This is a genomic window from Mesorhizobium sp. NZP2234, assembly GCF_013170765.1.
Taxonomy (GTDB): domain Bacteria; phylum Pseudomonadota; class Alphaproteobacteria; order Rhizobiales; family Rhizobiaceae; genus Mesorhizobium; species Mesorhizobium loti_D.
The window spans coordinates 6,736,463-6,749,717 of sequence record NZ_CP033364.1 but is presented as its reverse complement, the minus strand read 5'-3'; the positions used below and the strand labels follow the sequence as shown (position 1 = coordinate 6,749,717).

14 protein-coding genes are annotated in these 13,255 nt (G+C 61.2%); 7 read left to right on the top strand and 7 right to left on the bottom strand.

Annotated features, from left to right (window positions below; genetic code table 11):
- Window positions 1-850: 850 nt before the first annotated feature.
- From rpsT to EB230_RS32425, 4 genes are all read right to left on the bottom strand, one after another.
- Entirely contained in the window at window positions 851-1,117 is a 267-nt protein-coding gene (rpsT, locus tag EB230_RS32440; RefSeq protein WP_056569958.1) for a 30S ribosomal protein S20, read from the bottom strand.
- Window positions 1,118-1,298: 181 nt separating this feature from the next.
- Entirely contained in the window at window positions 1,299-2,072 is a 774-nt protein-coding gene (locus tag EB230_RS32435) for an enoyl-CoA hydratase (RefSeq protein WP_172374956.1), read from the bottom strand.
- Between the two features lie 88 nt (window positions 2,073-2,160).
- On the bottom strand, window positions 2,161-3,051 hold the full coding sequence (mutM, locus tag EB230_RS32430) for a bifunctional DNA-formamidopyrimidine glycosylase/DNA-(apurinic or apyrimidinic site) lyase (RefSeq protein ID WP_172374954.1): 891 nt from the start codon (window positions 3,049-3,051) through the stop codon (window positions 2,161-2,163).
- The gene (locus EB230_RS32425; RefSeq protein ID WP_172374952.1) at window positions 3,044-4,285 is read right to left on the bottom strand and encodes a phosphopentomutase; all 1,242 of its coding nucleotides are present in this window, start codon (window positions 4,283-4,285) and stop codon (window positions 3,044-3,046) included. Before EB230_RS32425 ends, mutM begins: the two co-directional genes overlap by 8 nt.
- A gap of 335 nt (window positions 4,286-4,620) precedes the next feature.
- Here EB230_RS32425 and EB230_RS32420 point away from each other — a divergent pair, with 335 nt between their 5' ends.
- The gene (locus EB230_RS32420; protein ID WP_172374950.1) at window positions 4,621-5,544 is read left to right on the top strand and encodes a phosphate/phosphite/phosphonate ABC transporter substrate-binding protein; all 924 of its coding nucleotides are present in this window, start codon (window positions 4,621-4,623) and stop codon (window positions 5,542-5,544) included.
- Between the two features lie 6 nt (window positions 5,545-5,550).
- Here the strand turns inward: EB230_RS32420 and EB230_RS32415 are convergent, their stop codons facing one another.
- From EB230_RS32415 to EB230_RS32405, 3 genes are all read right to left on the bottom strand, one after another.
- A complete protein-coding gene (locus EB230_RS32415; RefSeq protein WP_056569962.1) occupies window positions 5,551-6,174 on the bottom strand; it encodes a TadE/TadG family type IV pilus assembly protein in 624 nt (207 codons plus the stop codon).
- Window positions 6,175-6,208: 34 nt separating this feature from the next.
- On the bottom strand, window positions 6,209-6,799 hold the full coding sequence (locus tag EB230_RS32410) for a TadE/TadG family type IV pilus assembly protein (protein ID WP_056569963.1): 591 nt from the start codon (window positions 6,797-6,799) through the stop codon (window positions 6,209-6,211).
- 138 nt (window positions 6,800-6,937) lie between these two features.
- Window positions 6,938-7,360, bottom strand: coding sequence for a pilus assembly protein N-terminal domain-containing protein (locus EB230_RS32405; RefSeq protein ID WP_056569964.1), 423 nt, complete (start codon window positions 7,358-7,360; stop codon window positions 6,938-6,940).
- A 356-nt stretch (window positions 7,361-7,716) separates the two neighbouring features.
- On the opposite strand from EB230_RS32405, the gene EB230_RS32400 reads away from it, so the two are divergent.
- From EB230_RS32400 to EB230_RS32375, 6 genes are all read left to right on the top strand, one after another.
- Window positions 7,717-7,893 (top strand): Flp family type IVb pilin, encoded by a 177-nt coding sequence (locus tag EB230_RS32400; protein WP_056569967.1) that lies wholly within the window; start codon window positions 7,717-7,719, stop codon window positions 7,891-7,893.
- Between the two features lie 186 nt (window positions 7,894-8,079).
- Complete coding sequence (locus tag EB230_RS32395) at window positions 8,080-8,598, top strand: prepilin peptidase (protein ID WP_056569971.1); 519 nt, start codon at window positions 8,080-8,082, stop codon at window positions 8,596-8,598.
- Between the two features lie 221 nt (window positions 8,599-8,819).
- The gene (cpaB, locus tag EB230_RS32390; protein ID WP_056569973.1) at window positions 8,820-9,635 is read left to right on the top strand and encodes a Flp pilus assembly protein CpaB; all 816 of its coding nucleotides are present in this window, start codon (window positions 8,820-8,822) and stop codon (window positions 9,633-9,635) included.
- Window positions 9,632-11,149 (top strand): type II and III secretion system protein family protein, encoded by a 1,518-nt coding sequence (locus EB230_RS32385; RefSeq protein ID WP_172374948.1) that lies wholly within the window; start codon window positions 9,632-9,634, stop codon window positions 11,147-11,149. Before cpaB ends, EB230_RS32385 begins: the two co-directional genes overlap by 4 nt.
- A 14-nt stretch (window positions 11,150-11,163) precedes the next feature.
- Window positions 11,164-11,901 (top strand): CpaD family pilus assembly protein, encoded by a 738-nt coding sequence (locus EB230_RS32380; protein WP_065005396.1) that lies wholly within the window; start codon window positions 11,164-11,166, stop codon window positions 11,899-11,901.
- Window positions 11,902-11,951: 50 nt separating this feature from the next.
- Complete coding sequence (locus EB230_RS32375) at window positions 11,952-13,241, top strand: CpaE family protein (RefSeq protein ID WP_056569985.1); 1,290 nt, start codon at window positions 11,952-11,954, stop codon at window positions 13,239-13,241.
- The last annotated feature ends 14 nt before the right edge of the window (window positions 13,242-13,255 follow it).

Below are 13,255 nucleotides of genomic sequence, written 5' to 3'. Positions count from 1 at the left end.
GATCGAGTTCCTTGTTTTGTACCTGTTTTTCCGCCGGGGATGCGCCTCCTGCATCCTTCTTCCAGCGACTGCGCTTTGCTACAACGTCCGCTGCCGCCGCTGGCAGTGAACATCGCCCATTGTCTCAGGGAACCGGTGCCGGCCCATGGAAGCCAGTCCGCGTTGGGTATGTCAGGGCAATACAACACCGTCCGGCGAAAACGCCGGCGCGCCGTCGACCTGCCATGTCTAGTTACGCCAGTCCCCTACCGTATCGAAAAAGAGCAAACCAAACCCATCCGCGGACTTGATCCGCGTCGCAAATCCCGCCAATTTAAGCTGGCCGCGTCAGGCTGGGTTAAGGGCCCAGAGGCCCGTCCCTTTCGATGGATCGACATTACCGAAATCGCTGTGGATAGGGCAAGGCCACGTCTAACGGATTTTTAAGGAATCTGGTTACCTCGGGCGCGTCGGAGCGCCATGCCACGGCGGTGTATTTTGACAAAGCCATTGTGATTCAAACCCTTTTCCGGCGAATATGAAAAAGACTGGCCGGCGCGAAATATTCTGAAATAATTTGCTTGACAGCCAGTTGTCCTCGCGCCTCCCCGGAGTGCTGTGGACAAGCTGTGGATGACCACAGATAACTATCTGAAAAATAGGGGTTATTTCTGAGAATTAAGAAATTCTAAGCGGATGCTTTTCAAGCGTGCCAACCATCAGCGGACATGCATGTGCCGGCAAAGCATTTCGAAGCTTGGAATCCGCTTTGACAGCCGTTTCCGAGTATTCTTTTTAAGTCCTTGCCGGCAAACGAAAAAACCCGGCGTGATCGGCCGGGTTTAAAGAAGATCAGTCTGAAAAGCCGATGTCAGGCAGACAACACCTTGAGGCGCTGGGCCAGGCGCGACACCTTGCGGGACGCGGTGTTCTTGTGGATGACGCCCTTGGTCGCGGCGCGCATCAATTCCGGCTCGGCGGCCTTGAAGGCGGCCTGTGCGGCGGCCTTGTCGCCGGAAGCGAGTGCTTCCTCGACCTGGCGGACATAGGTGCGCACGCGCGAGCGGCGGTTCTTGTTGATCGCTGCGCGGCGGACGATCTTGCGCGTTGCCTTTTTGGCCGAGGATGTGTTGGCCATGATGCCTCTCTTCTGATCTGGTCGGCGCACGCGGCATGCCGCAGGGCGCAAAAAACAAACGGGCAGCCACGGGGCCGCCTCGGTTGGTGCGGCTTATAGTTCAGCTTTTCCGGCGCGTCAACGCTGCCCGGCGTTCTTTTTGGTCGCCGCCCCAGGGTTTCGATCGTCGGCCGGCAACGCTTTACCGATTGGTGAAATTCGGCTTCCGCTTTTCGGCGAAAGCCGCCATGCCTTCCTTCTGGTCTTCGAGCGCGAAAAGCGAATGGAACAGGCGGCGTTCGAACCGCAAGCCCTCCGCCAGCGTCGTCTCATAGGAGCGGTTGACGGCTTCCTTGGCCATCATCACCGACGGCAGCGAGAAATCGGCGATCTTGGCCGCCGCCCTGATCGCCTCCTCGATGAGTTCGCCGGCGGGCACGACCCGCGACACCAGGCCTGAGCGCTCGGCTTCCGCTGCATCCATCATCCGTCCGGTCAGGCACATGTCCATCGCCTTCGACTTTCCGACGAACCGGGTCAGGCGTTGCGACCCCCCCATGCCGGGAATGACGCCGAGCGTGATTTCGGGCTGGCCGAATTTGGCCGTGTCGGCGGCAATGATGAAATCGCACATCATCGCCAGTTCGCACCCGCCACCAAGGGCATAGCCGGCCACCGCCGCAATGATCGGCTTGCGCGCCCGCGTGAACTCTTCCCATCCGACGAAGAAGTCCTGGCTGTAGGCGTCCACATAGGAGATCGCCTGCATCTCCTTGATGTCGGCACCGGCGGCAAAGGCCTTGTCGGAGCCGGTAACAACCATGGCGCCAATGCCGGGGTCGGCGCCGAAACCGTTCACCGCCGAGACGAGTTCGGCAAGGATCTGGGAATTAAGCGCATTGAGCGCCTTTGGCCGGTTCAGCGTGATCAGTCCGACCTTGCCGCGCGTCTCGGAGATGATCGTTTCATAGGCCATGGCTGCTTCTCCTCGCGATCCGGTCTATCTCTTTGTTTTGACGCATTCCCAAGCGCCATGCGCCTTCCCGGGAAAACCGTTCACTAACTCAGCTCTGACACGTCCGGCAATAGAAGGTCGAGCGTCCGCTCTGCACGATACGCTCGATGTGGCCGCCGCAGCCGGGTTTCGGGCACGGCTGCCCCTCGCGGTCGTAGACGGCGAAGGAGTGCTGGAAGTAGCCCAGCGATCCGTCGGTGTGCACATAGTCGCGCAGCGACGACCCTCCGGCGGCGATGGCATCGGATATGACCGAGCGGATCGCCTCGGCCAGGCGTTCGCTTTGTTCCCTGGCCTTCTTGCCCGGCCTGGCAATGGTTCCCGCCTCGCGCAAGGGCGACAGGCCGGCACGCCAAAGCGCTTCCGAGACATAGATATTGCCAAGTCCCGCGATCAGCCTCTGGTCGAGAAGAGCTGCCTTGAGAGGCGATCTGCGGCCTTTCAGCAGCGAGGCGAGCAGCACGCCGTCCAGCGTATTGCCCGTGGGCTCGACGCCCAGCCCGGCCAGCATCGGATGCGTCTCCGGCGATCCTTCCGCGAACAGCATGAAACCGAAACGGCGCGGGTCGTTGAAGATTACGCGCGACAGGGCACCGGCGGCGGAGATCACATGGAACACGACATGGTCGTGCACCGTGCTTTTCGAGCGTTCGTGATGGAACACGCCTGGTGTGTCGCTGTCATCGTCGGTCTCGATGCGAAAGGAGCCCGACATGCCGAGATGGCAGATCAGCAGCGGGCCATCCCGCACATGCATGGTCAGATATTTGGCGCGGCGGCCAAGCGCCGTGATCGTCCTGCCGGTCAGCCGTTCCGAAAACCGTTCGGGAAAGGGAAACCGGAGATCCGGCCGCCGCGCCTCGACCCTGGCCAGACGGGCACCTTCCAGGACAGGCTGCAGGCCGCGCCGGACCGTTTCGACTTCGGGCAATTCAGGCATGGCCGCCAATCATCGCATGGAAGGAAGTTCCGTGGCGTCCGGGTGCCAGCCCGAGGTGTTCGGCGACGGTCTCGCCGATATCGGCGAATGTTGTTCTCAGTCCGATGTCGCTACCTATCAAACCGGGGCCCGTGCCGATCACCGGTATGCGTTCACGCGTATGATCGGTCCCTCGCGAGGTCGGATCATTGCCGTGATCGGCCGTCAGGATGAGAAGGTCGCCCTGTCGCAGCCTTGCGAGTGCTTCCGGCAGCCGCCGGTCGAAGGCCTCGAGTGCGGCCGCATAGCCGGCGACATCGCGGCGATGACCGAATTCAGTGTCGAAATCGACGAAATTGGCGAAAACCAGATCGCCGTCGGCGGCATCGTCCATCGCGCCGAGCGCCTTGTCGAACATGGCCATGTTGCCGGCGGCCTTGCGCACTTCCGAAATTCCGCGATGGGCGAAGATGTCGCCGATCTTGCCGACGGCGATCACGCGGCTTCCCCGCTCGGTCAGCCGGTCGAGCAAGGTCGGCTCCGGCGGCGGCACGGCATAGTCGTGGCGGTTGTACGTTCGTTCGAAGGTCGCGGCGGTTTCACCGACGAACGGCCGTGCGATCACGCGCCCGATTCTGAGCGGATCAACCAGACGGCGCACGACCTGACAGAACTCATAAAGCCGTTCCAACCCGAAATGGACTTCATGCGCGGCGATCTGCAGGACCGAGTCGACGGAAGTGTAGCAGATCGGCTTGCCGGTGCGGATGTGCTCCTCGCCGAACCGTTCGATGATTTCGGTGCCCGGCGCATGGCAGTTGCCGAGAATGCCTGAAACCTCGCCCTCGCGGATCATCGCCGCGGTCAGATCAGCCGGAAAGGCGGGAACCGTATCCGGGAAATAACCCCAGTCGAAACGCACCGGCAGGCCTGCGATCTCCCAGTGGCCGGAGGGGGTGTCCTTGCCGCTCGAAACTTCCTGCGCCGCGCCATGGAAAGCATTGGCGAGCAGATCCGTACCGAAATGGGCAAAAGCCAATCCTGTCGCCGTCTCGGCTGCCTTGCCGAGCCCGAGTGATGCCATATGAGGGACAAACAGCGGCCCTTGCCGAAGCCGCTCGCGATCCGCGCGCCCTTCGGCGCAAGCTTCGGCGATGTGCGCGAGCGTGTTGGCGCCGGCGTCGCCATAGCGTTCGGCGTCGGCCGCGCCGCCGATGCCGAAAGAATCCAGGACGAAGAGGAAAGCACGCGCCATCGGGTCATTATCGCCAGTTTGGACGCCCAGACATAGGATCCCACGGCGGCATTGGCAATTCGGAAACCAAACGGCAACGGCTTGGCGCGATAGTCCAGTGCATGTCGCCCAAAAAGTGCGCAGCGGTTTGGGGCAATGACATGCGCAAAACAAGGGCGCATGTCGCCCAAAAGTGCGTAGCGGTTTTGGGGCAACGACATGCGCAAAAAACCAAGGGCCCATGTCGCCCAAAAGTGCGTAGCGGTTTGGGGCAACGACAAGCTCAATCCAGGATGTAAAGTGTCGCGGGCAGCGGGCATGGATATGGACCGAAGAAAACGCAGGACGGCCTTGTCATGAATGCCGCGCGGAAGGCATGCGCCGCCCTTGTGGCCGTGCACGGCGCGCTTTGGTGTGGTCCGGCGCGGGCCGACTGGCGTGATGATATCGGCACGTTTCGCATCGGTATCGTCGCCGAGCCTGGCGCCGGCAACACCGTTCCGGGGCTGGCGCTGTTGACGCAATCCTTTACCAATGCGCTTGGCATGAAGGTGGAGTTCGTCGTCGCGCGCGACTATGCGGCACTGATCGATGCTCATGCCAATGCCCGGATCGAATATGCCATCTATTCGGCGACGGCCTACGCGACGGCGCTGCAGCGTTGTGGATGCATCGAGCCGCTTGTGGCTCCGGTCGATTCCGACGGGGCGGCCGGCATCCGCTCCGTGCTGCTGACCAGGGACGGCAAGCTGCCCGACCTGGCGGCGATGGAGGCGCACCGGATCGCCATGCCGCCGCCGGACAGCGTCGGAGGTTCGCTTTTGCCGCTGGCGGGCCTGGCCGCCGAACACGTCAAGATCGCTGAAGATTCACCGTTTCTGGTCCATGCCGATTCTTTGTCCGCGGCGGAAAAAATGCTCTTCGATGGCCAGGCTGACGCTATGTTCGGCTGGGTGACGGCGACGGCCGACAGCCAGCCCTTGTTGTCTGACGGCACGCAGGCAAGGTTGGAGGAGGCCGGCCTTGCGCCGTCGGCATTTCAGGTTGTGTGGATGTCGGGTTTGCTGAGATACGGTCCCCATGCCGTGCGCAGCGATCTCGACCCGGAAGCCAAGCGCCGGCTGACCGTCTTCCTCACCAACCTCAAATCGACGACGCCGGATGTCTACGATCTTCTGGAATCAAAACACTCCGGCGGCTTTTTGACCGTTGCCCCAAAGGACTATGCGATGGCGGAGGCGGTCGTGCGCATGGTGACGTCTGATGGTGGTCAGCAGTAGAAGTCTTCAGCAATCGCTGCAGGGGATCGTCAGGCTCCTGCGCGGGCGCAGATAGTAGGTCTCGCCCATCGGGATTGTCGTGGACAGGGATTGGGTCAGTCCAAGCTTCTGTTGGGTGTCCGGCTGCCAGTTGATAATTGGCGAATAGGCGAGGTTGCTCTCGACCCGGATGAGGAAGGTGCCGGCGACCCTGAGCGTTGCCGGAACAGTGGTGGTCGCGGGCAGGGCAGTGGCGATGCTGTAGACGCCATCGACCACCTTGCGCGACCACACCACGTTCACGTTGGGTGGCGTATCGGCGGTGACCTGTATCGCGGTGATGGTGATGTTCGGTGTCGAGCGGTTGTAGGGCTGGATGGTCGAGGTGCCGATTTTCATGATGGCGTCGAGATCCGCCTTGACGATGGTCGGCTGCTGCGTGACGAGGTCGGCAACCATGCTGCCGATGCGGCTGACCTTCTTGCTGGTCTCAATGGCCTGCGAAGCCTCCATGGTCATGAAATACATGACCAGCAGGATCGGCACGATCAGGGCGAACTCGACCGCCGCCACCCCACGGCGATTGGAGCGGAACCCAACCACCTTGCCCCAGATCCCCGCAATTCCCGGATGTGCCCCCGCACGCATCATGTCATTGCCTTTTTTCTTGTTGTCGTCTTCGAACTCAATTGTCGAACGGCTCGTTCTGCCAGGTCACGGACGCGAAGTGCAGCGTCCTGCCTCCGCTCAGATTGGCCATCGACTTGGCCATCAGATCGGTCATGACAGGCCATTTGTAGAAGACCCGCAGCATGTTCTTCGATTCCGCCAGGCCAGGCGTGTTCGCGAAAGTCTGTGAATTCGTGCCTTGCATCAGCACGACGTCGCCGTTCTGGATCTTGAAGCTCGCCGTCGCCGCGTCGGCGAAAGTCGGATACTCGCGAAGATCCACAAGCAACTGTTGCGGGCAATCCGTGGAGACGATGATCTGAAGTCTGCCGCAGATCAGGGTCGTCAGCTTGTCCCCGGCCACATCGGCCGGCTTCAACTGGCCCGTGCGCAACTGGCGCGCGACATCGTCGGTGATGTTGGCCATCACCTCCTGGCCGGCAAACGAGATGCAGCTTTCAAGGATGGCGAACACAAGGAGGGCGAACGGCAATGCGAGCAGCGCGAACTCCAGCGCCGTGCTGCCACGCCGGTCGCGAACGAAGCGCCTGAAAGACCTGGCGCGCTCCACCTTGTGCCGAACTGTCGAGCCGAATCCGTTGCGCATGCCTTGTCCTGCCATCCCTGGACGGTCCTGGCAGGTGTCCTAACGCAAACCAATTGAAGTCCGGTTTGGATGATCGTTAAAGTCGGTGAGGGCGTCTTAACTGGCCGGTAACCTGGACGGCCGCCGGGGCCATGCAGCCTATCTGCTGACGTTCATTTCGGCTTCGGAGGATTTCTCGGCCTCGCTCTTGTAGGAGCTCTCGCAATAGGGCGTGCAAGACATGGTTTGGACCTCGGCGCGCCGGTAGATGCGAACCGACGAGGCTGCCTGCCGCACGACGGTAACCTGTGCGTCGACGATCGGGCTGCCGTCCTGGTCGAGAACGACGAGATTGGTGACACCAAAACCCTTGCCGGTGAGCACGATCGTCGAGGCGTCCTGGACGGAGGCATCGGCGATTGCCGGGTTGCCGACGACGATCGTGTCGGCGGGGCGCGACAGTTTCACGATCTTGGCCTGATTCATGGTGACTTCTATATCGGCGCCGGCTCTGGCTGGCGTGATCAGGCTCGTGGCGGCAAGAAGCACGGCAATCAGGATTGAGGATCTCTGCACGGCCATCGAGGCGCTCCAAGCAAGCAAACTGTTCAACGGAACATGAACGAGATTGGTGAACCAACAGTTAAGTCGGCTTGCTGGCGCCGGATATGGCGATCGGTACAAATGTTCGCATGGTCGATCCGCTCTGGGTCACAAGATTCCTTAAGTCCTTGCCCTTTGCGGCGTTGGCCTGGGGAACGGTACTTTAGCCGGCGCTTAGCATGGAGTTAACCAAGCACTCCGTTCGAGCCGGGAAAGGAATCGGTAAGGCTGTTTATTAAGCCGATCGAAAGAGCTTCTCCCTAGATTGGCAGCATCCGATCAACCATCACAGAAGTTGACGGAAGTGCTGTAACACGTGGAGTAGGAGCTCTCGAATGTCTAACCTTTTTGCACGTTTCGTGAAGGACGAATCCGGCGCGACCGCTATCGAATATGGTCTGATCGCCGCTCTCATCGCGCTCGCCATCATCACCGGCGCCGGCGCACTCGGCAATGCGATCAACGCCAAGTTCACTTCCATCGGAAGCACCCTGAACAGCAGCGGCAGCTGATCTGCTTATTGTTGAACGCTCCGATAGCGTTCCAGACAGGGGCCGCCACATGGCGGCCCCTGTTTTATTCTGTTTGTCCATGTCACTGCCAATACCAGCCATCCTTTCGTTTCGGGCCTCATCAATCGTTAATCGAACGAGCCTAGATTGAGCCCCTTGGAATTCTGACAATAGGCATGAGCGCCGATGCTTGAAGCCCTGATCTTCGTCGTCTTTCCGTTCTGCATGCTTTTTGCCGCGATCTCCGACATGCTGTCGATGACGATTGCCAATCGCGTGTCGGTGTTGCTTGTCGCCGTCTTTGCGCTGGTTGCGCCGCTGACGGGTATGGAATGGGCAGCCTACGGTTGGCATTTCGCCGCCGGCGCCCTGGTCCTTGCCGTTACGTTCGGCCTGTTCGCGATGGGTGGCATGGGTGGAGGCGATGCCAAGCTGCTCGCCGCCACGGCCGTGTGGATGGGGTTGAACGTTCATCTTGTCGAATACCTGGTTGTCTCGACATTTATCGGCGGCCTGCTGACGCTTGCCATTCTCGTCTATCGGAAATCGCCGCTGGCGGTTATTACCGGCCGCAATCCATTCCTGCGTCATTTCGCGGATGACACGACCGGGGTTCCCTATGGGATCGCGCTCGGCCTGGGCGGACTGCTGACCTATCCGGATTCGCCCTTGATGGTGTGGGCGCTGGCAAGGCTGGCGAGCTGAACGCGATCTGAATTCCGTCACCTTGATCGGGTTGCCCGACCGGCTTTGGAAAGCGCCGGCGGCCGGGACCCTCTTTTGCATCCGTGGTCGGGCGATCCAGCTAATTTATGTAAACCTTAAATTAATCACGATCGTAAGCATTGCATTAACCTTGTTTTGACGATTGCCGCTGCAAAGTCCGGCTTGGCTAGGTGGTTTGCCAAGGGCGAGGGTTCGGACAGATGCCAGCATCCCGACTGATTATTCTGAGCGTGGCGGTGGCCGCGGCAGGTGGCGCTGGCTATGTCGCAAAAAACATGGTCGCCGCGCCGCCGCCCCAGATCGTCGTTAATTCGGGTCCCCAGGCTCCTGCCGTGCCCCTGCAGGACGTGCTTGTGCTCTCGGGCGACGTCGCTATGGGCAACGCGCTCCAGAACAACATCTCCTGGCAATCCTGGCCGGCCGACGGCGTCAACGCGAATTTCATCACCAAGGCAACCGCTCCCGACGCCCTCGACAAATTGAAGGGGTCGATTGCCCGTGTGCCGATGTACGCGGGTGAGCCCGTGCGGCGTTCCAAGCTGATCGGCGAGGGGCAGAGCTTCATGTCGTCCATCCTGCCTTCCGGGATGCGGGCGGTCGCCACCGCCATATCGGCCGACACTTCGGCAGGCGGCTTCATCCTGCCAAACGATTTTGTCGACGTCATCATGACGCGAAGGGCGGATGCCAACAGCGGCAGCACCGGCTTCAACACTGAAACCATCCTCAAGAACATCCGCGTCCTGGCGATCGACCAGACCATCCAGGAGGACGAGGAGGGCAAGAAGACCAGGGTCGGCCAGACCGCCACGCTGGAGCTCACGCCCAAACAGGCGGAGATCATCACCGTTGCCCAGCAGATGGCCGATCGCCTGACCCTGGCGCTGCGGGCGATCACGGACACCCAGGAAAAGAATGTGGACGAGGCCGACTATCTCGTTTCCGGCAATGGCCGCAAGGGAACGGTGAGATTGATCAAGTCGGGTGAAGTATCCGAAGTAGGGGCAAGGAAATGAGGCTAAGCGGTAAACTGCCGGCAATCGCAGCCGCGGCATTCGGCCTGCTGCTCGTCGGAACGAATGTGCAGGGCGTCGTCGAGGCCAAGAGTACGCAGGTGACGGCTACGACAGCCACGCAGCGCGTCAAGCTGGGCCTCAACAAATCGGTGGTCATAGATCTGCCGAGCGATGCCTACGACATTCTTGTCGCCAACCCGAGCGTCGCCGATGCGGTGACCCGCACCGCAAGGCGTATCTACCTGTTCGGCAAGTCGGTCGGCGAGACCAATATCTTCGTCTTCGGTCCGAACGGCGAACAGATCGCCAGTCTGGATCTGGCCGTCGAACGCGACGTTGCCGGTCTGGAAGGCTACATCAAGCGCTTCCTTCCGACCTCGGCCGTCAAGGTGGAACTGCTGAACGACAACGTCGTCCTGACCGGAACGGTCGATACGCCGCTGGATGCGAAGCGGGCGGTCGACCTGGCGACGATCTTCGTCTCGGGCGGTGAAGCGACGACGGGTCAGTATTCGCAGACCGCGGCCGGCGGCTCGGCCCAGAGCGGTGTCGACATCAACAACCCCGACCAGGAACGACGCGTCTCGAAGATCGTCAATCTCCTGCAGATCATCGGTGACGACCAGGTCACGCTGAAAGTGACTGTCGCCGAAGTCAGCCGGTCAGTGATGAAACAGCTCGGCGTCAACATGGTCGGCAGCGGCGGCAGCAACGGCATCAGCTACGGCGCGCTCAGTGACCCTTTCGCGGGTCTCGGCAAGCCGCTGTCGAACGCGGGCCTCGGTATCAGTACGTCGGGGCTGCAGTCCTATATCAACGCAATGGAGCAATCCGGGGTCATGAAGACCTTGGCCGAGCCAACCTTGACCGCGGTATCCGGTGAGAAGGCGACCTTCAAGGTCGGCGGCGAGTACAATATGGTGAGCTCGGTCTCCGCCAACGTATCCAGCGACAATCAGACCGGTCTGAAGACCTATACAGTCGACAAGATCGAGTACGGCATCGGCCTGGAATTCCAGCCGGTGGTTCTGTCGCCCGGTCGCATAAGCCTGAAAGTCAGAACCTCGGTTTCCGAACCGACAACCGAGGGGTCCGTGTCGGCATCCACGGACAACAAGAGTATCGGCATGAATGCCCTGTCACTGCGCAAGCGTCTTGCCGATACGACCGTCGAACTGCCCTCGGGCGGCTCGATGATGATCGCCGGCCTGGTTCGCGACGATGTCAGGCAAGCCGTCACCGGCTTGCCTGGGCTGACAAAAATCCCAGTGCTCGGCGCGCTCTTCCGCAGCAGGGATTTCGTGCGCAATGAGACCGAACTCGTCATCATCATCACGCCCTATCTGGCGAAGCCGGTGGCACGCAACGATCTCGCCAAGCCGGACGACAATTTCAATCCTCCGAGCGACGGCGCCGGCATGTTCCTTGGCAAGGTCAATCGCGTCTACGGCACCATGCAGACCGACAAGCCCAACGGCCGGTATCACGGCGTTGTCGGCTTTATCTACAAGTGAATGGGGAAGCGGACATGTCTCAGTCAGCGTTGAACACAAGGGGCATCGTCACGACGATGCGCACCGGCCGTTCGCGGACCAGCCTGCGGGCGCTCTCGATCCTGGCGGTGGCGGCAACGGCTTTACTGGCCGGCTGCGCCCAGCGCGACAGCATCACCGTGGGCGCCATTCCGGACGACTATCGCACCAACCATCCGATCGTGATCGCGGAGAAGAACCAGAAGATCGACCTTCCCGTCGGCGCCGGTGACCGTGGCATGACCGGTTCGCAGCGCGACACGCTGCTCGGTTTCCTCGACGGCTATGACAAGAGTGCCGCTCCGACATTGACGATCCAGGTTCCCAGCGGATCGGCCAATCAGGTTGCCGCCTCGGCGGCCGGCCGCGATTTCGCCCGGCTGGCGGTCGCCAGCGGCGTCAAGCGCAACCGAATCATCGTGGTTTCCTATCAGGCCGGATCGAGCGAGGTATCGGCCCCGGTTCGCGTCTCCTATATCGCGGTGAGGGCCCAGACCGACAAATGCGGACGCTGGCCCGACGATCTGACGGAGACGTCGGAGAACAAGCACTATGCCGACTTCGGCTGCTCCTATCAGAACAATCTCGCCGCCCAGATGGCCAACCCGGCCGATCTGCTCGGGCCGCGCAAGCAGACCACCATCGACGCGGAAAACCGCGGCGCGGTGATCGATGTCTATCGCAACAGGGGCATTTCGGATGAATTCCTCGGCAATTCGGAAGTGACCTACTAAGCCGCCCTTGGGAAAGAGAAGACACGGAAAGAACAGGCCACGGAAAGAGCATGACCATGAGCAACCTTGCCTATGACGCCACCGTGGACGGCGGTGACACCTCACCGCAGGACATCGCCGCGATGCAGGCGTTGCGGCCGGTCCCGCGCATCTCGATCCAGGCATTCTGCGAGACCGAGGGCGTTGCCAATCCGGTCGAGCGCGCCGGCGAGGACCGCCGCATGACCAAGGCGCATCTCAAGGTCCATATGGGCGGCGTTCCCACGGCCATCGAGTTCTATCAGTCGGCACCGACGCCGAACCTGATCCTGCTGGAATCACGCAGTGAACCCAAGCAATTGCTGGAGCAGCTCGCCCAGCTCTCCGAACACTGCGATCCATCCTCGAAAGTGGTGGTTATCGGCCATTACAACGACGTCGGTCTCTATCGCGAGCTGATTCGCTCCGGCATCTCCGAATATGTCATCGCGCCGGTGTCGATGGCCGACATCGTCAGCGTCGTGTCGTCGATTTTCGTCGACCCTGAGGCCGAACCGCTCGGCCGTTCGGTGGCCTTTGTCGGTGCCAAGGGCGGCGTCGGCTCCTCCACCATCTCCCACAATGTAGCCTGGGCAATGTCCTCCCTGTTCAAGTCCGAGGTCGTCGTTGCCGACCTCGACCTCGCCTTCGGCACGGCCAACATCAATTTCGACCAGGACCCGGCACAGGGCATCGCCGAAGCGGTGTTTTCGCCCGAACGCATCGACGAAGTCTATCTCGACCGGCTGCTGACCCAGTGCGCGGAGCACCTGTCGCTGCTCGCGGCGCCCTCGACGCTGGAACGTGTCTACGACTTCGATCCCGATGCCTTCGCGCAGCTTGTCGATACCGCGCAGCGCAGCGTACCCCTTCTGGTACTGGACGTTCCCCATGTCTGGACGGGATGGGCCAAGAACACGCTGGTCAAGGCCGACGAGATCGTCATCACGGCGACGCCGGAACTGGCCAATCTGCGCAACACCAAGAACCTGATCGACATGCTCAAGCGGCTTCGCCCCAACGACCCGCCGCCGAAGCTCATCATCAACCAGGCCGGCGTCCCCAAGCGGCCGGAAATTTCGCCGTCCGATTTCGCCGAGCCGCTCGGCCTGACGCCGATGGCGGTCATCGGCTTCGATCCGTTGCTGTTCGGCAATGCCGCCAACAACGGGCGTATGCTCGGCGAAATGGATGCCAAGAACCAGATTGTCGCGACCATCAATGAGATTGCCCATGTGCTCACCGGGCGAAGCGAAATCCGGACGAAAAAGAAGGCCGGCTTGGGCAGCCTGCTCGGCAAGCTCTCGCGCAACAAGAAGTGATGCTTTGGAACCGG